The sequence below is a fragment of the Pseudoalteromonas sp. NFXS53 genome (assembly GCF_056629255.1).
On sequence record NZ_JBWVBR010000017.1, the window covers coordinates 14301 to 36157 of the forward strand.

Consider the following 21857-nt stretch of genomic DNA (forward strand, 5'->3'; position numbering starts at 1 on the left):
GCAACATAAGAAAAAGGCCACATACTTTAATGTGGCCTTTACTTTGAAGAGGTTTTAATTATAAGAACGTTGCAATCTCTTCCATTGGTTTCTTCACTAAAGCGTGCTCTGGCACGGTCGCATCTTCACTCGGGTAACCCGCAATCAACAACATATAAGGGCGTTCATTATCGCGGTCACGGCCACAAATATCGGTTAAGAAGCTCATCGGTTTTGGCGTGTGAGTCAGTGTTGCTAAGCCCGCATTATGTAATGCTTGAATTAAGAACCCAGTCGCTAAACCCACAGACTCATGCACATAGTAGTTGGTGTTCTTATCTTCAGTGTGAATACCACCTTTCTTTTGACTGAATACGGCAATTAACCAAGGTGCGTGCTCAAGGTACGGTTTTTGTGCATCTGTGCCTAATGGCTTTAGGGCATCTAGCCACTCTTCACCTGCACGACCTTCATAAAAAGAGCGCTCTAGATCTTCCGCTGCTTGGCGAATTTGCTTTTTTACATCGGCTGAGTGGATCGCAACAAAGTGCCAAGGCTGGTGATTGGCACCACTTGGCGCTGTGCCTGCGGTTTTAATACAGGCTTCGATGATTTCTTTTGGCACAGGGCGGTCGCTAAAACTGCGAATTGAGTGGCGACGCTTACAGTTGTCTAAAAAGCTTTCAGCGCGGCTCAGCATCTCGTCTTGTGGGTATTCTATAAAATCGCTTAGCGGTCGGTTTGCATGGTCTTGCATGTTCATCCCCTTGATATTCTTAATTGTCGTTAGTGTTTCAGTGTTTACAAATTATTGCAATTGTTAGCAGGGTATTAATTGTACCTGTAATGTAAAGCTGCTATAACAGCGTTGCTTATTTGTTCAATAGAAGGGAATGTAAATGCTTAAAATAACTGGGCTTTCAAAAACATATGACAATGGCGTTCACGCGTTACGCGGGGTGAATTTAGATATTCCAAAAGGTATGTATGGATTACTGGGGCCAAATGGCGCAGGTAAGTCTTCACTTATGCGTACAATTGCAACATTACAATCCGCTGATTCGGGGAGTATTGAGTTTGATGGGATTAACGTACTCGAACAGCCAAAAGCGCTGCGTGAGCGTTTAGGGTATTTACCACAAGACTTCGGTGTGTATCCACGCGTCAGTGCCTATGACTTACTTGATCATATGGCAGTGCTAAAAGGCTTAAATAATAAAGCAGAACGCAAAGAAGCGGTTGAAGGCTTACTGGCCCAAACCAATTTATATGACCACCGTAAAAATGCTGTAAGTGGCTTCTCTGGTGGTATGCGTCAGCGTTTTGGTATTGCGCAAGCACTACTTGGCGACCCTGACTTACTGATTGTCGACGAACCAACAGCGGGTCTTGATCCAGAAGAGCGTAACCGATTCCACAATTTATTAGTGGGCTTAGGTGAAAGTAAGGTCATTATCTTATCGACGCACATAGTAGAAGATGTGTCTGAGCTTTGTCCGAATATGGCAGTATTGGCAAGTGGTCAAATCTTACTTGAAGGCAACCCGATTGATTTAACTGAGCAGCTACAAGGTAAGATCTGGCGTAAGTCGGTGAGCCTAGCTGAGGCAAAAGAATTAGAAGAAGTCTTACCGGTTATTTCTAAGCGCTTATTTGCGGGTAATACTTTGCTTAATGTATTTGCTGATGAAGCACCAGAAGGCTTCAATGCAGTACCTGCAGACTTAGAAGATGTGTATTTCTCGACATTGCATCAACACCGTAATAGCCAAGCTGCATAAGGAGTCGGTTAATGCTATTTAAAATGATGCAATCTGAGCTGCGATTCTTTATTCGTCAGCCCTCGTTTTATGTCACTTCACTTATCTTATTTTTACTGACCTTTTTGGCGTCAGTGTCTGACACCGTACAAATAGGTGGTGCAGGTAATGTGAACGTGAACTCGCCATTTGCCATTATGCAGGTGGTTGGCACCATGTCTGTATTCGGCATTTTCTTAGTGGTTAATTTTGTTGGTAGTGCAGCAATTCGTGACGAAATAAGCAAATTCAGCGAGCTTGCGCTTAGTAAACCTTTAGACATAGTACAGTACCGACTAGGGCGCTTTTTGGGTGCTTACATTGTTACTATGATCGTTTTTTCTATGTGCCTTTTCGGTATTTGGATAGGATCTGGTTTTGGCGGTTTAATGCAATGGCTTGACCCTGAGATGATTGGCCCAAATAAGCTCTCTTATTATCTAACGCCGTATCTCTATCTTGCAGCGCCGACTTTATTCTTCATTTCTAGTTTATTCGTCGTGGTTGCGAAAAAATTCAGAAGTATGCCTGCCATGTACCTAGTTGCGGTGGCCCTTCTGATTGGTTATTTAATCTCTCGTAATCTATTTTCTGATATCGAATACCGCACATTGTCTACATACATAGATATGTTTGCGTTGTCGGCAGCGAATGCACAAACCGAGTACTGGACGATTGCTGATCGCAATGTCTCAATACTTACTTTAACCGGTGATTTACTCTATAACCGTATCCTTTGGTGTGTGTTGGCGGTTGCTGGCTTACTGACCTTGGTACTAGATAAAACACATTATCTTCCGCAAAAACAAAAAACCAAAAGTAAGGCGAAAGGCGATGCGAAAAACGGTCAAGCGCAAGCGCTGTTAAATCGTATTGATTTCAAAGCCAGTGCCAGCAGTGCTTGGGCACACTTTTCAATGCGTACTCGTTTTGAAGTGAAGCAGGTTATTTTTAGCTATTCATTCTTAGTCTTGGTTATTTTAAGTCTTGGTATGTTAATTCCTGGCCTTGTCAGTTCAATTGGCGGATATGGCACAGATGTTTGGCCTGTTACTTTTAGAATGGTCGAGCTGATTCAAGGTAGTTTTTCAATTTTGATGATCATCGTTCTGGTCTATTACTGCGCGGAATTAGTTTGGCATGACCGCGAAGCGAGAATGAGTGAGATTGTTGACTCTTATCCGGTTGCGAATTGGGTGTTCTGGGGCTCTAAATATTGTGCCTTAGTACTTGTCATTACTTTGTTATGCGTATTTGGTTCGTTGATCACCATGAGTTATCAGCTCATTTCAGGCATAGAACATATTGAAATTTCACAGTATGCGATACGCCTTGGCTATTTATTTTCATTTGGGCTGTTTATTTTGGGTTCTGTGGCGTTCTTATTACAAGTCGTTAGCCCGAGTAAATATATGGGTATGGGTCTATTTGTACTTTACTTCATTGCCTCTCAAGTCATTTCGAGTTATGGCTTTGAGCATAATTTATGGCACATCGGTAGCACACCAAGCACGCCATATTCAGATATTAACGGCTACGGCCATTTCTTAAGTGCAGCACATTGGTATAACGTGTATTGGTTTGGTTTTGCCATGATTTTGGCTGCATTTAGCTATGCACTATGGCCGCGTGGCGCAGGGCAAACTTTCAAAGCGCGTTTAAGTCAGGTGAATTATCAGCTAGGCCATGCAGGTAAAGCTGTGATTGTTGCGGGTGCAGCCCTGTTTGTGGGAAGTGGTAGTTATATCTACTACAACACTCAAGTCGTTAATGAGTTTATCACGCAAGATGACAGAGAAGATCTTTCTGAGCAGTACGAACGTGAGTTTGTACAATTCAGAGATGCGCCAGTGCCGATCCCACTTGATGTGAAACTTGATGCAGAGATTTTCCCGAAAACACGCCGTATTGAAGCAACGGTTGTTTTAGAAGTCGAAAACAAGAGTAAAGAAGTCATAGAGCGCTTCTTGGTGAATAAACCTGCACACACACTTGAGTGGTCGGTTGAAATGTCAGGTGCAACACTTGGCGAATTAAACACAGATTATTCGCATGCTTGGATGAACTTATCTAAACCTATGCTGCCGGGCGAGCGCCGTACCTTAACTATGTCTGTAGTACGTCAAACTCTAGGGTTTGTTGACCGAGGCAGTGATACCCGATTGGTACATAACGGTACTTTCATTGATAATAGCGATCTATTCCCAACCTTTGGTTATAGTGAACGCAAGCAGATCTTTGATAAAAATGAGCGCCGTAAACGTGGCCTTGAGCCGCTAAAACTTGGTAACAAAATCGAAGAGACGCAGTACCATAATCAACCTCTATTTGCTGATAACTTTATTACCTTTGCAGCTCGAGTTACGACCGATGAATCGCAAGTGGCTATGGTGCCGGGTTACCTGCAGTCAAAAGAAACCAAAGATGGTCGTACAACTTATGTGTACGAGATGGATGCGCCTATGCTGCACTTCTACACCATGCTGTCGATGGAGTTAGAAGTGAAACGTGAAGAGTATAAAGGCATTGCGCTTGAGGTTTATTATCACAAAGATCATGCGTGGAATGTAGATACCATGCTCGAATCAACAAAAGATTCAATTGATTACTTCTCAAGAGAGTTTGGCCCTTATCAGCATAAGCAAATGCGTATTATCGAATTCCCGCGTTACCGCTCGTTTGCGCAGAGTTTTGCCAATACTGTACCTTACTCAGAAGAGATGGGTTTCTTAACCGATACCCGTAATCCTGAGAATATAAATTTACCTTACTATGTTACTGCTCATGAACTGGCACACCAATGGTGGGCGCATCAGGTAATCGGTGCAAACGTAGAGGGCTCGAATATTCTATCTGAAATGTTGTCTCAGTATGCGGCCATTATGGTGATGAAAGAGAAGTATGGCGAGCACAACCTACGTAAGTTCTTGAAGTATGAGCTTGATATATATCTGCGTGGTCGTACAACAGAAGCCCATGAAGAGCGAACGCTTGCTAGAACAGTGGGGCAGCAGCATATTCATTACAATAAAGGCTCAGTCGTAATGTTGGCATTGTATGACCTACTGGGTGAAGCGCGTCTGAATAAAGCATTGCGTAACTTCATTGATGACTATCGCTTCAGAAGTGATGTTTTCCCAACCACGCTTGATTTCATTACATACTTGAAGTCAGATGCAACGGCGCAAGAGCAAGCTTTCATCGAAGACCAATTTAACTCAATTACATTATACGAGTTAAAGTTGGCTGATGTTGAAATTGAAGAGGCTACGTCTGAAGGTGAACTTCATACTATTACGCTTACCGTAAAAGCGGCGAAAAAGCATGCTGATGGTGAAGGTAACGAAGAAGATGTACCACTTGAGCAAATGGTAGACATTGCCCTGTTCAAAGCCGATCCTGATGACATCAATGAAGGCGAGAATGTGATGTATCTACAAAAGCACAGTATTACGACGGGTGATAATGTGATCAAACTGAAAGTAAAAGACTTACCTAAGTTTGCGGGTATTGACCCATTTGTAAAACTGATCGACAAAGAAGCAGCCGATAATATTAAGTCGCTGTAATTTGTATGAGCTAACTTATTTAACCTGAGCTTTGGTTATTTACAGCTCAAATAAATCATTAAAGGCCTCTCTCAAAGAGGCCTTTTGTTTTTTAGAATATAAATTTGGTGAATGCTTAAGGTTCAATAAATAAAGATTATAAATAAACCTGTTATGTTAATCTTTGCGCGAAAATAACAGGAATCAAATAAGGAGCATGTATGTATCAACATCAATGGCACACAGGCGAGGCCATTAATCTACCGGCGGGCAAGATAGTTTGTATTGGGCGCAACTACGCCGCGCATGCACAAGAGTTGAATAACCCTATTCCGAGCCGACCAATTCTGTTCATTAAACCCAGTACATGTTTACAGTCTTTCAAAGAGATTACGCTCGCTAAACGTTTAGGTGAGCATCATTACGAAGCCGAATTGGCCCTGCTAATTGGCGAAACGATTTCATACGGCGATCAAGATGTGCTAACAAAAATTGCCGGGGTTGGGCTCGCCCTCGATTTAACCTTACGTGATGTGCAGAGCGAGCTTAAAAGCAAAGGCCATCCTTGGGAGCGCGCCAAAGCTTATGATGGCAGCTGTCCAGTCACGCCATTTTACCCGCTGAAATCTCCGACTGAACTCGCTAGCACTGAATATAAGTATTGGCAGAATGGGGTATTAAAGCAGCATGGCAAAACTGAACTCATGCTATTTAACATCGAGCGTTTACTCACAGAAATCAGCGAAAGCTTTACCCTGAACCCCGGTGACATTGTGTTAACAGGGACACCAGAAGGAGTAGGAGTGTTAAATCATGGTGATGAGCTGCAATTGCAGTATCAGGAGCAAACGCCGATAAATGCTAGGGTTGTTCTGAGATAGACGCATTTACTTCAATCGTTTAGCAGTAACGTGTAAGCCCCACTGGTTGCAATTTAACCCTTTTTTTAATAGCTTTACTTTGTTTCTAAAAAAGAAAAAGGAAAATGGTAAGAAATGAAGGCATTATTAAAAGGCCTGCTAACTGTGTGTGCAATTGCTTTTAGTTCATTCGTTAGCGCGGATGCTTTCGGTGCGACAAAAGTTACCGTGAATAAGGCGGATATTACAAAGGAAGAAGTTCAGCTAGTTTGTCCTAACTATATCGAAGCTACGTTTTCGGCTGTGTATGACCAAGAGTTTATCAATGAAATTCGGTCAGAAATAAGAAGTAAAGCAGAACGAGAGATTGAAGATCCTGAAAGTTTTTTTAATTCGGCCGAGGTTAATCAAAGCAACTTTTCGCTGCGGTTTAACGATAGCAAATATGAGGGAAGTTGGAGACATATTGAACGAGTACTTGGTCCAGATTACTATGTCACCTATACAACTTTTTGGAACAACAACCTCTTGCAGGTTGATGTAAATCCAATACTCACTGTGATCGATGGCATTTCGCTTGATGCATATGGTTCAGCGGGTATTCTTTGGGAGGTAGATGAGTGCGCGTCAAAGCAGTTTCAAAAGCATTTGACCCCTAAAGCAAGTAAATCAAATCAAAAGTGCTATGTATCTTATTATCAAGACAACGGTGAGTTGCTTTTCACTGAGGGCGTAGCGTGCAAAGCGCGAAACTAGATTTTGCAAAAAGTGAGAAGTGACAAGCGGGTTGTCACTTCTTGAATAGCAAGCAATTACAAAGAAAAATCCATTGCATAGCTGACGTATGCTTTCATATCGTCATCGGCGTCTAAATCAGTTTTGATCACACCAAAAGTAAAGCCATCTTTGCTTAGGCTAAAACCATAATCCATATAGTTATCTTCTGAATACCACTCGGTCACTGTGTCACCGCTTGAGTGACCTAAATGTAAGCCAAGTTCAGTGTCATTGAATACGCTAAATGCGGCGTTCAGCTCAATATATAGCATGTCTTCTTCTGCAGTTGAGCCGCTTTGCGCATTACTTAGGTAGCTGATTTTCGCACTTAATACGTCATAGCTGACCTCGCCATAAAGTTCGCCAAAGTCGATGCTGCCTTCGGCATCTGGGTAAGCGTAATAGACATAGCCCACATCGTAGCCAATATCACCTGCAGAGCCACTAAAGCCCGCATAAAAATCCATCTCGTAGCTTTCTTTGCCACCAAAGTCGATATTTGATACCCAAGTGCCAGCGTAAAAACCTGAGTCGTTTCCATAATCAATGCCACCCGATACGGCTGCACCATCAGCGGTTTGCGTAATACCACGCCAGAAATAGTTTGAGCTTGCTGCAATGTTTGCGGTGACTTCAGCATAACTTGCAGTAGAAGTTGCGAGTAATAGTGAGCTAAGTAAGAGAGAGGTTGTCTTTTTCATCTTCATTCCTATGTGCGCTAAATTTTCCTAATCTTAAAAGCAATGCGTGCACCACTTTTCAGGCTGCATAGTAATGTAGTTTACCCTTTGATTATTAATGTTTTTTTATAACGAGTAGTTTTTGGTTAGAATTTTTATGCACAATATTAGTGCGATAAATGAGTGAATTGCACGATATTTGAACATACCGTGCAAATTTAGATAAATATTTCTATAAGAGGGTTGTGTAGAGCCAATTAACCTGAGCTTTGGTTAATTAACCGAAGATAGCGCGCATTAAACCGATGGTCTCGTCTACGCTGCGGCCTTTTTCAACCTCTGCGATGATTGAGTCACGCTTATCGCGAATATGCTCAGGAATACTCTCATCAGCAAGTGCGCGATCAACCAATACCTCTGCTGACTCTTTACCGCGACGAACGGTTTTAGTGCCACCACTGCGGCTACTACGTACAGGCTTATTTAATAACTTAATATAGTTAGAGTTATCAGCTGTGTCTTTGTCAGCATAATAGAAGAAACAAGGTAATAGTGCTTTGATGCTGGCGAGTTGCTCTTCTAATTCACCGTTTTCGGTCGTCATTGCAAACCAAGGCATAGTGCGGATGCTCATCACAACATCTGACCAATAACGCTCGAAGTCACGGTTATTTAAACGGCTAATACCCAATGCTTGGCAAAGCGCATCTAATCGATTGTTGCTAATAGGTGTGAACACATCTGGACGACGCATCGCTAATAGGCGTGTAGCAGGCGCAAGGGTTGGCTTTTCATCTGTGCCCGCAAATGCACTTAAGTAACCAATCATAAATGCTTGATAGTCTTGCTCGCTTACGTCACCTTCAGCTGGAATGTTCGCAAGGGCGTCATCAAACGCCCCTGGTAAATCTGCTAATAGCTGGTGGAACCCTTTCGCACTCTTAGTTGAAGCAAACCATTCAACATCGAAGTTGTACACGCTGGTATCTAAACTTGCAGCATGCTTACCCGTGAACGCTAAACGGTCTTCGGCGATCATCTCTTTTAATGGCGTGCTGCGCATTGGTGCTAGGTAGCTGGTTAGCTTTAACTGTTCTTCAAGGGCTAATACGTCTTTATGTTGCTCGATAAAGCCACAGATCACAGGCCAAGGTGCAATACGTAGCGTTTTAAGCTGTAAAAAGCTGATGGCAGAAATTAACAAATCTTGTAGTTTCTTAACCGTTGGAAGCTGGTGGTCGTCGAGTAAGTCGAAGTTGATGCGGTTTTTTGCAACATCTAATAACTCATAGCACCAACCCAAGAAGTCTTCTGGGTGGTTTTCTACTTTGACTGCCATCAGATTCAAACTTATATCGGTAGATTGCTTAAGAATGTTTTGGTAAATCTGACTTTCTTGTTCACCCAATGCCATTTTTGACGGGGAAATGAGCAGCTTTTTCATAGGGGTTGGTGTCTCCACGGGTTAAGTTATTAGGGGTTAATTTGCTAACCACATAAGTGTAGCAGAACTTGTGCTACACAAATGAGGGCGTGGATCATACCTAAGTGAGACGTGGATGCAATCGAAGAAACGCTTATTTATTGCAAGAGATAAGAAAACTCAGTATCTGCAGGAGCTTACAAGCTGAGTTTCTGGAGGCGAAATTAAAAGGCTAAAACCAAAGCTGCGCCAAGTATTGACCCTATCGCTGGTAACACAATGGCAAGGTGTGTTTCTATTTCATACTGTGTGTGTTTGGGCAAGGTAGCCCAGTACTCGGTTATTTGTTTTTTCATAGTCAGTGTCCTTCTTTAGCGTTAATCACTTGTCTCTAACTCAAAGAGTGACTCAACAGGTTGCTCAAAGTGGCGCGCAATCTTTAATGCAATCACCACCGAGGGGGTAAAGCGGCCCGTTTCTATGGTGCTAATGGTCTTGCGAGAAACACCAATTAAATCGGCTAACTCTTGTTGAGATAAATTGTTGAGCTTTCTTAATTCAGCAACCTTAACTTGCATAGTTGTTAGTCTCTATTTTGCCAAATTATCGATGCATCATAACTTAAGCTGGCAGTGGCCAAGTACACAAGTGACATTGTTTCATGAGTAAATGGAATGGCAATGGCATCTCCAATCACCCAAACTGCAAAAATGACACCGACAGTGCAATAAAAAGCATGGCGGCAAGCGTTATGATTCATTTGCTTTATAAACTCGTCCTGATAGCCGTCAGTGTATTTTTTTGAATTGAAGAACGCTTTAATTTTGTAAAAAACAGCTATGCCAACAAATAGCACCACAAAGCCGATATTGAAGAATTGTTGATTTTCACTGTCTTTGAACGCGTCAGTGATCACCATGAACATTAATACTGTGCCAAGTGCCAGCCAAAACCAACCACTTAATGTAATGTGCTTCTCTTCATTTTTAACTTCTAGGTTTGTCATGCCATGGTTTCCTTCGTAATGTAACCTACGGGTATCAATGTAACCTGTAGGTATCATAAGGTCAACGTTTTTTTGTAACCTCTAGGTATCATGCTAATTTCATTGGCTTTGTGTGCAGATTTTTTTCGTCTCAGCCGTTATGATTAGTAACATCAATTGCAAATGTAAGGAAAAGCAATGAATCGCTTTGTAAAAATCATTGGTGGTGTGGTTGTTGTGGCCGTTGGTGCTGTGGTTGCGGCGCCATTTTTGATCCCAACCGACACCATTATTCAGCAGGTTTCAGAACAAGTCGAAAATACCACAGGTCGTAAACTCAGCATTGCCGGCGAAAGCCAGCTAACGGTGTTTCCAAGCCTGAGTATAGAACTGAACGACGTTGCTTTTGCCAATATGGCCTCGGGTAGTGCTGAAAATATGGTAAGTATGGAACAGCTTGCCGTACATATTCCTTGGTTGTCATTATTAAGTGGTGAAGCCAAGTTAGAGCGTTTTGTGATCCGCAATCCAAACATCTTGCTAGAAACAGACAAACAAGGCAAAGCGAACTGGCAGATCATGCCAACCACTGCTGCTGCGCCAACAGCTCAAACGAATGAAGCCGCCGCTGGCCCAGTAAAATTACCTAAAGGGTTCGATGTCAGCTTAGGTGAAGTGGCGATTTACGGGGGGCAACTGACTTATCTTGATGGCGTGACTGGCGCAAAACAGCAAGTGAGTGACTTTGAATTAATTGTAGCGCTGCCTTCTTTATTCAAGCCGCTCGATGTGAAAGGGGGGTTAACCTACCAACAACAGCGTTTTGAATTAAATACCCAAGTCGACACGCCAGCAAAAGCCATTGAAGGGCAAACCTTTAATGTCACACAAACTTTAGCGTCAGCGTTATTAGATCTTGAATTTAGTGGTGCCATTGCTCAGCAAGGCAAAGACATTAAAGGTAGTTTGAAACTGGCAGGCGATTCAGTAAAAGCCATTTCTCAATGGCAGGGCATTGACCTCAAAGCCAAAGACAATGCTTTTAACCAGTTTAGTGTCGCTGGTGAGATGCACCTAGCTGGAGAGACTTTTAAGCTGAGCGCATTCGAAGCCAAACTCGATGCACTGAAAATTAAAGGGCAAAGCCAAATTGATTTAGGCGCGCGTTTAAATGTCATGGCCGACATTGATCTGGGCATGTTAGACCTCAACCCATACCTGCCGGAAAGTCCAGAAAAACCAGCCGAACCTGCACAGCCTGCAGAACCAGGTGAGCCACAGCCAATTGTATGGGATGACACTCCAATTGATTTATCGGGTCTAAATGCTTTAGACGCCGACATTAAAGTGCGTTCAACGGGCCTCATTGCCAAAGAGATCAAACTGGGTGAAAACCAATTCTCAGTTAATCTAAAAGACGGTAAAGCACGTTTAGGCTTAGATAAATTCAACGCTTACGAAGGTAAAGGGCAGGGTAAAGTGGTGGTGAATGCCAAGCGTGCCCCTTATCAGATCAATACCGATTTCAGTTTAACCGATATCAACGCCGAACCATTACTGACTGACGCGGTAGGGTTTGACAAGGTATTAGGTAAAGGCAGCATCAGCTGGGCGCTGAACACCCAAGGTCAAAGTCAGAATCAGTTTGTGTCGGCATTAGCTGGTAATCTGGCGTTTAGTTTTATCGATGGTGGCGTAAAAGGGGCTAATATCGCAGAGATGATGCGCAAAGGCAGCGAAATGCTCAAAGGTGACTTCTCATCATTAAAAGAGGGTTTAAACGCCGATTTCGATCCAAATCAGAAAACCGATTTCTCGGCACTGACAGGCACCTTTACCTTTAAAAATGGTATCGGCACCAATACCGACCTAAACCTTGCCAGCCCACTGTTACGAATTACGGGCAGCGGTGAGGTCGATTTACCTAAGACTTATGTGAATTACCGCCTAGTGACGGGTTTGGTTGACACCATTGAAGGTCAAGCAAGTAGCGATGACAGCACCGGCTTTAAAGTACCGCTGCGTATTAAAGGCCCATTCCACAAGGTCGATTACAAACTCGACTTTGGCAGTGCGGCAAAAGACAAAGCCAAAGAAGAAGCGAAAGAGAAAGTAAAAGATAAGCTGAAAGACAAATTAAAAGGCTTCTTTGGTTAACAGCTTTGTGTTCGAACAAGCAAAAGCCAGTGCCGCAATGCACTGGCTTTTTTGTTTAGCATAAAAAGAGTACTCCATTGCAGCTGTGAATGTTGCTCATTCCACCTTGCGCAAAAATAACCTTGCTTCGCAACGTGTATTTTGCACTCTTGGTAGCAGCGAATTTACTTCGCGTCTTGTTTTGGGAAAGGAGAGATGTGCAGGGTTAATAAACCCGACATAAAGTCGGTGCTACCGAATGTGTATTTTAAATTGTCGCCATAGATGATGTAAAAACGATAGATTGAGTACTCCATTGCAGCTGTAAATGTTGCTCATTCCACCTTGCGCAAAAATAACCTTGCTTCGCAACGTGTATTTTGCACCCTTGGTAGCAGCGAATTTACTTCGCGACTTGTTTTGGGAAAGAGTGTGCTTTAGCACAACACTGTTTTTAAATTGTCGTCATAAGTGACGTAAAAACGATAGATTGAGTACCCCATTGCAGCCGTTAATATTGCTCATTTCACCTTGCGCAAAAATAACCTTGCTTCGCAACGTGTATTTTGCACGACAAGTCGGTGCTACCGAATGTGTCTTTTAAATTGTCGTGATAAATGGCGTAAAAACGATAGATTGAGTACCCCATTGCAGCTGTGAATGTTGCTCATTTCACCTTGCGCAAAAATAACCTTGCTTCGCAACGTGTATTTTGCACGGTAAGCCCGTGTAATCGGGTGTAATCTCAAGTAGTTGTTTTCAATAATTGTCTGTGTTCTTATGGGCTTAGTACTTCTAAAGGACATTACTATGACGCAACAATTAACGTATACCGTTAAACCAAGCCGTGACGACACGCCTTGGGTTATTTTAGACACAGACGGCAACCCTGCCGATAATGTATCGGTCGATCTTGCACAGTTCCCAGAAGATGAGCCGGTAAACCTTGTGTATGTGCTAACTCAGTCAAGCATAGACAAAGGTTTCCGCTTTGCTGGCAACGGCACCTTGTTCACTGATGCCCGTGATAACTTTAACTATCAGCTTAGCAGCGAAGTATTCAATGGCGGCACTTCTTTAGTCGTGACGGTAATGAATATTGAACCTGATGCCAGTATTCCAGCTGATGTGATCAAAGAGTTAGTGAAGTCTAAGAACAAAGACAAGGTGTTCTCTAAAGTTGAGCTTGAAGCCAATACCAATTACGAGATTGACTTTAGATTACTTGCAGAGAAAGAGGGTAAAAAAGGTAAACTTTATATTTCTCAAGACCCAAGAGTGATAATCGGTGGCACTCCGCCATAGGGAAATAATTCCCACATTATCATGTTTAATAGGTGCATAACGTATTTATACTTATAGCACCTATTATCGCTGACAATTGCTTTTCATTCTTACACAAGGGTTTAAACCAAGGAAGAGCAAAAAATGTCTTACTCCAACCTTCTTGTATGCTCTTTTCAATAGCCAGCATGGCTGATTGGTTTTCTCCAAGTTCGGTTAAAACCATAGCTTTGATGAATAGCAAATCATAGACATTTTCATTTTCAGCTTCTATTTTATTAATTTGCCTTAACGCTTCCACTGCATTTCCAGTATGGGCAAGTGCTTGTATACGTAACATCAATTCATCAAGGTTTGTAGCATTCTGTGTTTGTTTGATTAATTGCTCGTATAAAAGTTTTGCCTTACTTTTCTGGCCTAAATATGAATAACTGTCGGCTAAATTAAGGGTGAAATTCAAATTGGTGGTACTAAGTTGAAAAGCTTGTTTTGCATTTAGGTTTGAAAGCTCGAACTCGCCAGTTAAAGAGTATGCAATGGCTAAGTTTGATAAAATAACAGCATCATTTGGTGTATTTTTTAACAAATCTGTATATGCCTTAATAGCTGCTTTTGCTTCTCCATTAACTAATGATAAATCAGCATATGCTTTGATCGCCCAAAAGTCATTTTCTGCAGCTTTTATGACTAGGTTTAAGTATTTTGTTGCTTCCTTATAATTACCATTTAGCAAATGGATAATGGCAGCATTACGAGTAATTTGAAGTGATGGTTTCAGCTGGTACGCCTTGAGAATATTGTCTAGCGCTTGAGTGTATGCACCTTTATTACGGTAAAGGCTTGCTTTCACACTATATAATTCATACGTGTCTATGTCTGTTTCTGTAAGTTCTACAGTTAGTGACTCTGCTTTTTTCCAGTCTTTAATAGCCTGATAAGCTTCAACACTGTCAATCAGAAAGTTATGACTACTTTTATAGGTCTCAGGAGCTTGTTCTAAAATGTCTAACAAATCCCAAATGACATTATTGTTTTGTTGAATACGATGCTCTTCAACTGCCACCTTCCTGTAAAACCGATATAACGGCATAAAATTCGGCTCTTGGCGGATCAGCGACTTCACTTCAGTCAGTGTCACCGCAATGTCTTGCGAGCCGCTTTGAAATGCTTCAACCTGCGCTACATATTTCTCGTAAAACGCATTGCTATAGGTTTGGCTGGTAAAGCGCTTGTCGAATAATGCCTCAATATTCACCAAGCTATTGTGATAGGCCTCAGAAAAGCTTTCGGTATCGACACTATAGCGGGTGGTATCGAGCAAAGTGGCTGTGTGTGCATCAATGGCATTAAGTGTGACTTCACACAATGAATTACGACAGTTAAATACCGATTCAAGCAGCACGTCGGCGCCAAGGGCTTTGCCGATGTCAGTTTGCGATGCTTGTTCACCCATGAGTTTAAGGGTGCTGGTTACTTCTGAGTTCGATACCTGCAAGCTTGAGGTGTCTTGCAAAATAAAGTTACTGATGGCGTCTTCAAGCCCCAAGGTGGCAATGCGTTGTTGGGTATCGGTTAATTCTGTTTGTCCGTCGAAGGTAATGGGCAGGGCAGCAATATAACTTTTTGGTTGATTACTTTGCCAAAACCAATAACCGGCGCAGATAAGGCAAACAGCAAACAAAAACGACATGGCAGCGCCATATTTTTGCCAGAAGCTTGGTTTTGCGCTAAGTACAGATTCAGAAGGTGCGGGTACTTGTAGGTCTACTGCATCAATATCTTGTGTGTCATCGCATTGTGCATAACCAATATTTTGCTGTAATTGCTTTAACTGACTAATGACTTGGTGAAAGCTATTTGGGCGCGCTGCTTTGTCGAATGCCAATAGCGAATTGATTAGGGCACCAAGCTGCGTAGGTATGTCGAGTAATTTGCTTGCATCACTTTGACAAGGAACATGCTTGATTTGCTCAGCAATGGCATCGGGCGCGGCGTCTTTGGCTTGGGCTAAATAAGGATGCTCATTTGTAAACAGCTGATAGGCCAGTAAGCCAAACGCGAATAAGTCGGCACGCTGATCTAACGGCTGCTTATTTAACTGCTCTGGTGACATTGCCGTTAAGCTACCAAAGCTTGAATGGTGACTGCGTTGCTCATCACCGAGTTGGGCAATGCCAAAGTCAGCGATTTTCGCCACACCTTGGGCGTTGATTAAAATGTTATCGGCTTTTAAATCAAGGTGCAGAATGTCGTTTTTGTGCGCTTCTGATAAGCCTTGGGCTATATCAACTAATAACTGTAACTTTTGCTCAGACTCGAGATGACGGGTTTTTAAAAAATGTTTAAGCGTAGCGCCTTGTACATATTCCATTTCGATGGCGAGCTGGGTGTCACTTTCGTGCACTTTATATACTTGCACAATATTTGGGTGATTAACGCGGGCCAGTATTTTCGCTTCGTTCAAAGCCTGCTGTTTATCTACTTTATTTACGTCGAGCACTTTTACCGCAACATGACGCTCTAACTTTGCATCCACGGCCAAAAAAACACGGCTCATGCCGCCTTGTCCTAATGGGGTGATTTGTTGGTAAAATTGCTCGAGTTGTATCACGATAAAATGCTTTATTATTAGTTCTAGAGTTAGTGTATCGGTTCGAGTTTGAGAATTCGAACTATTTACGATAGAAAAACATGAAATAGATTAAATAAACGACGATTTTATTTTATCACCGCTATTTTTACTTGTTTGTTATTTAATCAGTTGAAGTTGTTTTAGTTTTTGCGCTTGAAAAACTAACTGCTTGTCTCCATATCAGAAATGCAATCTAGAAAACTTGGTGGAATAGCACAATTAATTAAAAATTGAACTATCCATCCCTCATGTTTATTGCTACAATTGCCCGCCCTTGAAAGACGAACTCCACGTTTTTTGAGTGATTAACAATCTAACTGCTTCATATTTATACAAATTTGAAGCGAAGTTTAACTACACCGGAGCATCAAAAATGATCCAAATGCAAACTCAGCTGGACGTTGCTGATAACAGCGGCGCTCGCAAAGTGCAGTGTATTAAAGTCCTTGGTGGTTCGCACCGTCGCTACGCGGCAGTTGGTGACATCATTAAAGTTTCTGTTAAAGAAGCAATTCCTCGCGGTAAAGTGAAGAAAGGTGATGTTAAAAACGCAGTAGTTGTGCGTACTAAAAAAGGCGTTCGTCGTCCAGACGGCTCTTTAATCCGTTTCGATAGCAATGCGGCTGTTATCTTAAATGATAACCTACAGCCAATTGGTACTCGTATCTTCGGCCCTGTGACTCGTGAACTACGTAACGACAAGTTCATGAAGATCGTTTCACTAGCACCAGAAGTACTATAAGGAGTCGATCATGGCAGCAAAAATCCGTCGTGATGACGAAGTAATCGTACTAGCCGGTAAAGACAAAGGTAAGCGCGGTAAAGTGCTTTCAGTTGTTACTGAAACTGGTCGTGTTTTCGTTGAAGGTGTAAACCTTATCAAGAAGCACCAAAAACCAGTTCCTCAGCTTCAACAAGCTGGCGGTATCATTGAAAAAGAAGCATCAATCGACGCTTCTAACGTAGCGATCTTCAATGCCGAAACTGGCAAGGCTGATCGTGTAGGTTTTAGATTTGAAGACGGCAAAAAAGTTCGTTTCTTTAAGTCTAACGGAAAAGCTATTTAATTAGTTGGAGTAGACGATGGCGAAACTGCATGAAGTTTACAAAGACAAAGTAGTAAAAGAACTTTTTGAAAAGTTCGGTTACAGCTCTGTCATGCAAGTCCCTCAGATCGAAAAGATCACACTTAACATGGGTGTGGGCGAAGCCCTAGCTGACAAGAAGATCCTTGAGAACGCTGTACGCGACCTTGAGTCAATCTCTGGTCAGAAGCCTCTAGTGACTAAAGCTCGTAAATCAGTTGCTGGCTTTAAGATCCGTGAAGGTTACCCAATCGGCTGTAAAGTAACCCTACGCGGCGAGCGTATGTGGGATTTCCTAGAGCGTTTAGTCTCTATCGCGATGCCACGTATTCGTGACTTCCGCGGTGTTAGCGCAAAGTCTTTTGACGGTCGCGGTAACTACTCTATGGGCGTACGTGAGCAAATCATCTTCCCAGAAATTGATTATGATAAAGTAGACCGCGTTCGCGGTATGGATATCACGATCACTACTTCTGCGAAAACAGATGATGAAGGCCGTGCGTTATTAGAAGCGTTCAACTTCCCATTCAAAAAGTAAGGGTAGGGTTATGGCAAAGAATTCAATGAAAGCGCGCGAAGCAAAGCGCACTAAATTAGTTGCTCAGTACGCTGAAAAGCGCGCTGCACTAAAAGCAATCATCAGCGATGTTAACGCATCTGAAGATGATCGTTGGGACGCGGTATTAAAGCTTCAGTCTTTACCGCGTGATTCAAGCCCTGCACGTCAACGTAATCGTTGTAACATCACGGGCCGCCCACATGGTTTCCTTCGCAAGTTCGGCATGAGCCGTATCAAAGTTCGCGAAGCTGCTATGCGCGGTGAAATTCCTGGCCTTAAAAAGGCTTCTTGGTAATAGAATCACGGGAGTAAGACATGAGCTTGCAAGATCCTATTGCGGATTTATTCACACGTATCCGTAACGGTCAGTCTGCGAAGAAGGTATCAGTTTCAATGCCAACTTCAAAGCTGAAAGTAGCAGTTGCTAAAGTACTAAAAGAAGAAGGTTACATCACTGACTTCGCAGTAGCTGGCGACGCAAAACCAGAATTGACTATCGAACTTAAGTACTTCGAAGGCAAAGCTGTAATCGAAAATATCCAGCGTGTTAGCCGCCCTGGTCTACGTATCTATAAGAAACGTGACGACTTACCAAAGGTAATGGGTGGTTTAGGTATCGCTATCGTATCAACTTCTAAAGGCTTAATGACTGACCGTGCTGCACGTAGTGCTGGTATTGGCGGTGAGATCATTGGCTTTGTAGCTTAATCGGAGGGGAACTATGTCTCGTATAGCGAAGGCTCCTATTGCAGTTCCTGCCGGTGTTGAAGTTACACTAGCTGGCCAGGAAATCAAAGTTAAAGGCAAAAACGGCGAATTAACTCGTGTAGTTAACGATGCTGTTGAAGTTGCTTTAAACGACAACGTTATCACTACTGCACCACGTGACGTAGCAAATGCTTGGGCTCAAGCTGGTACTGCACGTGCACTGATCAACAACATGATCCAAGGTGTTAACGAAGGTTTCGAGAAAAAGCTTCAATTAGTAGGTGTTGGTTACCGTGCTGCAGTTAAGGGTAAAGTATTAGACTTAACTCTTGGCTTCTCACACCCAGTGAACTTCGAGATCCCAGCGGGTATCACAATCGAAGCTCCTAGCCAAACTGAACTAGTAGTTAAAGGCGCTGACAAACAATTAGTTGGTCAAACTGCTGCTAACATCCGCGCATACCGTGAGCCAGAGCCTTATAAAGGTAAAGGTGTACGTTACGCTGATGAGCACGTGCGTCGTAAAGAAGCTAAGAAGAAGTAAGGTAAGACGATGGATAAGAAAACAGCTCGTCTACGTCGTGCTAAGCGCACTCGTAGAAATTTTATTGAACAAGGCACAACGCGTCTTGTTATCCACCGCACGCCACGTCACATTTACGCTCAGCTAGTAAACGCTGAAGGTACTGTGCTGGCTGCTGCTTCTACTGTTGAGAAAGCAATTGCAGAAGCCCTAACAGGCACTAGCAACATCGCTGCAGCACAAGCTGTAGGTAAAGCAATTGCTGAGCGCGCTGCAGACAAAGGCATTGAAAAACTTGCTTTTGACCGTAGTGGCTTTAAATATCACGGCCGTGTGAAGGCGCTTGCTGATGCAGCGCGTGAAGCTGGCTTGCAATTCTAGGAGTAGACAATGGCTAACGTAGAAGCAAAAGCACAACAGCCAGAATTAGCTGAAAAGCTAATCGCGGTAAACCGTGTGTCTAAGGTAGTTAAAGGTGGTCGTATCTTTAGCTTCACTGCACTAACAGTAGTTGGTGATGGCGCAGGTAAAGTAGGTTTTGGTTACGGTAAAGCACGTGAAGTTCCAGCTGCGATTCAAAAAGCAATGGAAAAAGCACGTCGTAACATGATCACTGTTGACCTAAATGGCAACACGCTACAGCACCCAATCAAGGGTCGCCACGCGGGTTCTAAAGTATACATGCAGCCAGCATCTGAAGGTACAGGTATCATCGCAGGTGGTGCGATGCGTGCAGTACTAGAAGTAACTGGTGTACAGAACGTACTTTCGAAAGCATACGGTTCAACTAACCCAATCAACATCGTTCGCGCTACAGTAGCTGCTCTTGAGAACATGAACTCTCCAGAGAAGATCGCTGCTAAGCGTGGTCTAACTGTTGACCAAATTCAGGGGTAATTAACCATGGCAAATACTGTAAAAGTTACTCAAGTAAAGAGCTCTATCGGTCGTTTACCGAAGCATAAAGCAACTTTACGTGGCCTTGGTTTACGTCGTATCAACCACACTGTTGAATTAGAAGATACAGCATGTGTACGTGGTATGATCAACCAAGTTTCTTACATGGTTAAGGTAGAGGGCTAATTCGATGCGTTTGAATACTCTTTCTCCTGCTGCAGGTTCTAAGTCTGCTGGTAAACGTGTTGGTCGTGGTATCGGTTCTGGTCTAGGTAAAACTGGCGGCCGTGGTCACAAAGGTCAAAAATCACGTTCTGGCGGTAAAGTTCGCGTTGGTTTCGAAGGCGGTCAAATGCCTATGCAACGTCGTCTACCGAAGTTCGGTTTCACTTCACGTAAATCTCTAGTATCTACTGAAGTTAACCTATACGAAATCGCTAAAGTTGAAGGCGATGTGGTAGATCTGAACGCGTTACAAGCAGCTGGTCTAGTTAAAAAGAACATCCAGTTCGTTAAAGTAGTTAAATCTGGCGAAGTTTCACGCGCTGTTACTGTTAAAGGCATGAAAGTGTCTAAAGGTGCACGCGAAGCTATTGAAGCTGCCGGAGGCAAGGTAGAAGACTAAGGAAGTACACAATGGCTAAACCAGGTCAAGATATGCAAAGTGCACAAAGTGGCTTAGCGGAATTAAAGCGCCGTTTACTATTTGTATTAGGTGCAATTATTATTTACCGTTTAGGTTCTTTCGTGCCGATCCCTGGGATTGACGCCGCTGTACTTGCCGAGTTCTTCGAGCAACAAAAGGGCACCATTGTTGAGATGTTCAACATGTTCAGTGGTGGTGCGCTTGAGCGTGCTTCGGTATTAGCGCTGGGTATTATGCCTTATATCTCAGCTTCGATTATTATGCAGCTATTAACGCACATACATCCTGCGATGATAGAGCTTAAGAAAGAAGGTGAGCAAGGTCGTAAGAAAATCAGCCAATATACTCGATATGGTACGCTCGTGCTTGCTACATTCCAGTCGATTGGTATCGCCACTGGCTTACCAAGTATGATGGACGGGTTAGTTGTTAACCCAGGTCCTGGTTTCTATTTCACCGCTGTGGTGAGCTTAGTAACTGGTACTATGTTCCTTATGTGGCTGGGTGAACAAATTACAGAGCGTGGTATCGGTAACGGTATCTCAGTTCTAATATTTGTTGGTATCGTAGCTAACCTGCCGTCTGCTGTTGGCTCGACAGCCGAAATGGCGCGCCAAGGCGATTTGAATGTTTTTGTACTGCTAATGATTGCGGTAATCGTATTCGCTGTAACTTATCTTGTTGTGTTCTTTGAGCGTGGTCAACGTCGTATCGTTGTTAACTATGCAAAGCGTCAACAAGGTCGTCAGGTATTTGCTGCTCAAAGCACGCACTTACCATTAAAAGTTAATATGGCGGGTGTTATTCCACCAATCTTTGCTAGCAGTATCATTTTGTTCCCTGGTACAATTGCAAGCTGGTTCGGCCAAGGTGAAGGTCCGGTCGCTGATGTGCTTCAAGCTATCTCTGCAGTGTTGACTCCTGGTCAGCCTCTGTATGCGATGGTATTAGCTGCGGCTATTATCTTCTTCTGCTTCTTCTACACTGCGTTGGTATTTAACCCGCGTGAGACAGCAGATAACCTTAAAAAGTCTGGCGCTTTTATTCCAGGCATTCGTCCGGGTGAACAGACATCAAAATACATTGATAAAGTGATGACACGCTTAACCCTTGCGGGCGCGTTGTATATAACCTTTATCTGTCTAGTGCCCGAGTTTATGACTATGGCGTGGCAAACGCCATTCTACTTCGGCGGTACATCAATCTTGATTATCGTTGTAGTAATCATGGACTTTATGGCACAAGTACAGACTCATATGATGTCTCATCAGTATGATTCTGTGCTGAAAAAAGCAAACCTTAAGGGCTACGGTCGTTAAGGCTAGTTTACGGAGTT

At 43.0% G+C, this 21857-nt stretch carries 25 protein-coding genes; 17 read left to right on the top strand and 8 right to left on the bottom strand.

Annotated features, from left to right (window positions below; translation table 11 throughout):
- Nucleotides 1-58: 58 nt before the first annotated feature.
- Nucleotides 59-736, bottom strand: coding sequence for a nitroreductase family protein (locus AC1HJP_RS16400; protein WP_480362720.1), 678 nt, complete (start codon nucleotides 734-736; stop codon nucleotides 59-61).
- A 142-nt stretch (nucleotides 737-878) separates the two neighbouring features.
- Between AC1HJP_RS16400 and AC1HJP_RS16405 the strand changes: the two genes are divergently transcribed.
- From AC1HJP_RS16405 to AC1HJP_RS16420, 4 genes are all read left to right on the top strand, one after another.
- On the top strand, nucleotides 879-1760 hold the full coding sequence (locus tag AC1HJP_RS16405; RefSeq protein WP_480362721.1) for an ABC transporter ATP-binding protein: 882 nt from the start codon (nucleotides 879-881) through the stop codon (nucleotides 1758-1760).
- A gap of 11 nt (nucleotides 1761-1771) precedes the next feature.
- Entirely contained in the window at nucleotides 1772-5347 is a 3576-nt protein-coding gene (locus AC1HJP_RS16410; RefSeq protein WP_480362722.1) for an ABC transporter permease/M1 family aminopeptidase, read from the top strand.
- A gap of 200 nt (nucleotides 5348-5547) precedes the next feature.
- Nucleotides 5548-6207, top strand: a complete 660-nt coding sequence (locus tag AC1HJP_RS16415) for a fumarylacetoacetate hydrolase family protein (RefSeq protein ID WP_480362723.1) — start codon at nucleotides 5548-5550, stop codon at nucleotides 6205-6207.
- A 114-nt stretch (nucleotides 6208-6321) separates the two neighbouring features.
- On the top strand, nucleotides 6322-6942 hold the full coding sequence (locus AC1HJP_RS16420; protein ID WP_480362724.1) for a hypothetical protein: 621 nt from the start codon (nucleotides 6322-6324) through the stop codon (nucleotides 6940-6942).
- A gap of 56 nt (nucleotides 6943-6998) precedes the next feature.
- Here AC1HJP_RS16420 and AC1HJP_RS16425 read toward each other — a convergent pair whose 3' ends face one another.
- The 5 genes from AC1HJP_RS16425 to AC1HJP_RS16445 all read right to left on the bottom strand — a co-directional run bounded on the left by AC1HJP_RS16425 (nucleotide 6999) and on the right by AC1HJP_RS16445 (nucleotide 10072).
- On the bottom strand, nucleotides 6999-7664 hold the full coding sequence (locus tag AC1HJP_RS16425; RefSeq protein ID WP_480362725.1) for a TorF family putative porin: 666 nt from the start codon (nucleotides 7662-7664) through the stop codon (nucleotides 6999-7001).
- Between the two features lie 256 nt (nucleotides 7665-7920).
- Nucleotides 7921-9087: a hypothetical protein gene (locus AC1HJP_RS16430; RefSeq protein ID WP_480362726.1), complete on the bottom strand. Its 1167-nt coding sequence runs from the start codon at nucleotides 9085-9087 to the stop codon at nucleotides 7921-7923.
- A gap of 203 nt (nucleotides 9088-9290) precedes the next feature.
- Nucleotides 9291-9422: a hypothetical protein gene (locus AC1HJP_RS16435; RefSeq protein WP_276609812.1), complete on the bottom strand. Its 132-nt coding sequence runs from the start codon at nucleotides 9420-9422 to the stop codon at nucleotides 9291-9293.
- A 21-nt stretch (nucleotides 9423-9443) separates the two neighbouring features.
- The gene (locus AC1HJP_RS16440) at nucleotides 9444-9644 is read right to left on the bottom strand and encodes a helix-turn-helix transcriptional regulator (RefSeq protein ID WP_138477750.1); all 201 of its coding nucleotides are present in this window, start codon (nucleotides 9642-9644) and stop codon (nucleotides 9444-9446) included.
- A gap of 5 nt (nucleotides 9645-9649) precedes the next feature.
- Complete coding sequence (locus AC1HJP_RS16445; protein WP_480362727.1) at nucleotides 9650-10072, bottom strand: hypothetical protein; 423 nt, start codon at nucleotides 10070-10072, stop codon at nucleotides 9650-9652.
- 177 nt (nucleotides 10073-10249) lie between these two features.
- Between AC1HJP_RS16445 and AC1HJP_RS16450 the strand changes: the two genes are divergently transcribed.
- The gene (locus tag AC1HJP_RS16450) at nucleotides 10250-12208 is read left to right on the top strand and encodes an AsmA family protein (RefSeq protein WP_480362728.1); all 1959 of its coding nucleotides are present in this window, start codon (nucleotides 10250-10252) and stop codon (nucleotides 12206-12208) included.
- Nucleotides 12209-12372: 164 nt separating this feature from the next.
- Here the strand turns inward: AC1HJP_RS16450 and AC1HJP_RS16455 are convergent, their stop codons facing one another.
- Complete coding sequence (locus AC1HJP_RS16455) at nucleotides 12373-12504, bottom strand: hypothetical protein (RefSeq protein ID WP_480362729.1); 132 nt, start codon at nucleotides 12502-12504, stop codon at nucleotides 12373-12375.
- A gap of 493 nt (nucleotides 12505-12997) precedes the next feature.
- Here AC1HJP_RS16455 and AC1HJP_RS16460 point away from each other — a divergent pair, with 493 nt between their 5' ends.
- Entirely contained in the window at nucleotides 12998-13492 is a 495-nt protein-coding gene (locus AC1HJP_RS16460) for a hypothetical protein (RefSeq protein WP_480362730.1), read from the top strand.
- A gap of 25 nt (nucleotides 13493-13517) precedes the next feature.
- On the opposite strand, the gene AC1HJP_RS16465 is transcribed toward AC1HJP_RS16460, so the two are convergent.
- Nucleotides 13518-16082 carry a protein kinase domain-containing protein gene (locus AC1HJP_RS16465; RefSeq protein WP_480362731.1) on the bottom strand — a complete coding sequence of 855 codons (2565 nt, stop codon included), beginning with the start codon at nucleotides 16080-16082 and terminating at the stop codon, nucleotides 13518-13520.
- Between the two features lie 394 nt (nucleotides 16083-16476).
- Between AC1HJP_RS16465 and rplN the strand changes: the two genes are divergently transcribed.
- From rplN to secY, 11 genes are read left to right on the top strand one after another with little or no spacing between them, the layout of a single operon-like run.
- Nucleotides 16477-16845, top strand: a complete 369-nt coding sequence (rplN, locus tag AC1HJP_RS16470; protein ID WP_058031680.1) for a 50S ribosomal protein L14 — start codon at nucleotides 16477-16479, stop codon at nucleotides 16843-16845.
- Between the two features lie 10 nt (nucleotides 16846-16855).
- Entirely contained in the window at nucleotides 16856-17170 is a 315-nt protein-coding gene (gene rplX, locus AC1HJP_RS16475) for a 50S ribosomal protein L24 (protein ID WP_058031301.1), read from the top strand.
- 16 nt (nucleotides 17171-17186) lie between these two features.
- The gene (rplE, locus tag AC1HJP_RS16480) at nucleotides 17187-17726 is read left to right on the top strand and encodes a 50S ribosomal protein L5 (protein WP_058031300.1); all 540 of its coding nucleotides are present in this window, start codon (nucleotides 17187-17189) and stop codon (nucleotides 17724-17726) included.
- A 10-nt stretch (nucleotides 17727-17736) separates the two neighbouring features.
- Nucleotides 17737-18042 carry a 30S ribosomal protein S14 gene (rpsN, locus tag AC1HJP_RS16485; RefSeq protein ID WP_058031299.1) on the top strand — a complete coding sequence of 102 codons (306 nt, stop codon included), beginning with the start codon at nucleotides 17737-17739 and terminating at the stop codon, nucleotides 18040-18042.
- A gap of 20 nt (nucleotides 18043-18062) precedes the next feature.
- Nucleotides 18063-18455, top strand: coding sequence for a 30S ribosomal protein S8 (rpsH, locus tag AC1HJP_RS16490; RefSeq protein WP_058031298.1), 393 nt, complete (start codon nucleotides 18063-18065; stop codon nucleotides 18453-18455).
- Between the two features lie 13 nt (nucleotides 18456-18468).
- Complete coding sequence (rplF, locus tag AC1HJP_RS16495) at nucleotides 18469-18999, top strand: 50S ribosomal protein L6 (RefSeq protein WP_130256638.1); 531 nt, start codon at nucleotides 18469-18471, stop codon at nucleotides 18997-18999.
- Nucleotides 19000-19008: 9 nt separating this feature from the next.
- Nucleotides 19009-19359: a 50S ribosomal protein L18 gene (gene rplR, locus AC1HJP_RS16500; protein WP_058031296.1), complete on the top strand. Its 351-nt coding sequence runs from the start codon at nucleotides 19009-19011 to the stop codon at nucleotides 19357-19359.
- Between the two features lie 9 nt (nucleotides 19360-19368).
- Nucleotides 19369-19875: a 30S ribosomal protein S5 gene (gene rpsE / locus AC1HJP_RS16505; protein WP_058031295.1), complete on the top strand. Its 507-nt coding sequence runs from the start codon at nucleotides 19369-19371 to the stop codon at nucleotides 19873-19875.
- A gap of 6 nt (nucleotides 19876-19881) precedes the next feature.
- The gene (gene rpmD / locus AC1HJP_RS16510) at nucleotides 19882-20061 is read left to right on the top strand and encodes a 50S ribosomal protein L30 (RefSeq protein WP_058031294.1); all 180 of its coding nucleotides are present in this window, start codon (nucleotides 19882-19884) and stop codon (nucleotides 20059-20061) included.
- Nucleotides 20062-20065: 4 nt separating this feature from the next.
- Nucleotides 20066-20500, top strand: a complete 435-nt coding sequence (gene rplO, locus AC1HJP_RS16515) for a 50S ribosomal protein L15 (RefSeq protein ID WP_058031293.1) — start codon at nucleotides 20066-20068, stop codon at nucleotides 20498-20500.
- Nucleotides 20501-20511: 11 nt separating this feature from the next.
- On the top strand, nucleotides 20512-21840 hold the full coding sequence (gene secY, locus AC1HJP_RS16520; protein ID WP_138477766.1) for a preprotein translocase subunit SecY: 1329 nt from the start codon (nucleotides 20512-20514) through the stop codon (nucleotides 21838-21840).
- The last annotated feature ends 17 nt before the right edge of the window (nucleotides 21841-21857 follow it).

Bases quoted from the DNA above. Each gene is read 5' to 3' on its own strand.
- AC1HJP_RS16400 (WP_480362720.1), bottom strand. From the start codon at position 736: ATGCAAGACCATGCAAACCGACCGCTAAGCGATTTTATAGAATACCCA.
- AC1HJP_RS16405 (WP_480362721.1), top strand. From the start codon at position 879: ATGCTTAAAATAACTGGGCTTTCAAAAACATATGACAATGGCGTTCAC.
- AC1HJP_RS16410 (WP_480362722.1), top strand. From the start codon at position 1,772: ATGCTATTTAAAATGATGCAATCTGAGCTGCGATTCTTTATTCGTCAG.
- AC1HJP_RS16415 (WP_480362723.1), top strand. From the start codon at position 5,548: ATGTATCAACATCAATGGCACACAGGCGAGGCCATTAATCTACCGGCG.
- AC1HJP_RS16420 (WP_480362724.1), top strand. From the start codon at position 6,322: ATGAAGGCATTATTAAAAGGCCTGCTAACTGTGTGTGCAATTGCTTTT.
- AC1HJP_RS16425 (WP_480362725.1), bottom strand. From the start codon at position 7,664: ATGAAAAAGACAACCTCTCTCTTACTTAGCTCACTATTACTCGCAACT.
- AC1HJP_RS16430 (WP_480362726.1), bottom strand. From the start codon at position 9,087: ATGAAAAAGCTGCTCATTTCCCCGTCAAAAATGGCATTGGGTGAACAA.
- AC1HJP_RS16435 (WP_276609812.1), bottom strand. From the start codon at position 9,422: ATGAAAAAACAAATAACCGAGTACTGGGCTACCTTGCCCAAACACACA.
- AC1HJP_RS16440 (WP_138477750.1), bottom strand. From the start codon at position 9,644: ATGCAAGTTAAGGTTGCTGAATTAAGAAAGCTCAACAATTTATCTCAA.
- AC1HJP_RS16445 (WP_480362727.1), bottom strand. From the start codon at position 10,072: ATGACAAACCTAGAAGTTAAAAATGAAGAGAAGCACATTACATTAAGT.
- AC1HJP_RS16450 (WP_480362728.1), top strand. From the start codon at position 10,250: ATGAATCGCTTTGTAAAAATCATTGGTGGTGTGGTTGTTGTGGCCGTT.
- AC1HJP_RS16455 (WP_480362729.1), bottom strand. From the start codon at position 12,504: ATGGAGTACTCAATCTATCGTTTTTACATCATCTATGGCGACAATTTA.
- AC1HJP_RS16460 (WP_480362730.1), top strand. From the start codon at position 12,998: ATGACGCAACAATTAACGTATACCGTTAAACCAAGCCGTGACGACACG.
- rplN (WP_058031680.1), top strand. From the start codon at position 16,477: ATGATCCAAATGCAAACTCAGCTGGACGTTGCTGATAACAGCGGCGCT.
- rplX (WP_058031301.1), top strand. From the start codon at position 16,856: ATGGCAGCAAAAATCCGTCGTGATGACGAAGTAATCGTACTAGCCGGT.
- rplE (WP_058031300.1), top strand. From the start codon at position 17,187: ATGGCGAAACTGCATGAAGTTTACAAAGACAAAGTAGTAAAAGAACTT.
- rpsN (WP_058031299.1), top strand. From the start codon at position 17,737: ATGGCAAAGAATTCAATGAAAGCGCGCGAAGCAAAGCGCACTAAATTA.
- rpsH (WP_058031298.1), top strand. From the start codon at position 18,063: ATGAGCTTGCAAGATCCTATTGCGGATTTATTCACACGTATCCGTAAC.
- rplF (WP_130256638.1), top strand. From the start codon at position 18,469: ATGTCTCGTATAGCGAAGGCTCCTATTGCAGTTCCTGCCGGTGTTGAA.
- rplR (WP_058031296.1), top strand. From the start codon at position 19,009: ATGGATAAGAAAACAGCTCGTCTACGTCGTGCTAAGCGCACTCGTAGA.
- rpsE (WP_058031295.1), top strand. From the start codon at position 19,369: ATGGCTAACGTAGAAGCAAAAGCACAACAGCCAGAATTAGCTGAAAAG.
- rpmD (WP_058031294.1), top strand. From the start codon at position 19,882: ATGGCAAATACTGTAAAAGTTACTCAAGTAAAGAGCTCTATCGGTCGT.
- rplO (WP_058031293.1), top strand. From the start codon at position 20,066: ATGCGTTTGAATACTCTTTCTCCTGCTGCAGGTTCTAAGTCTGCTGGT.
- secY (WP_138477766.1), top strand. From the start codon at position 20,512: ATGGCTAAACCAGGTCAAGATATGCAAAGTGCACAAAGTGGCTTAGCG.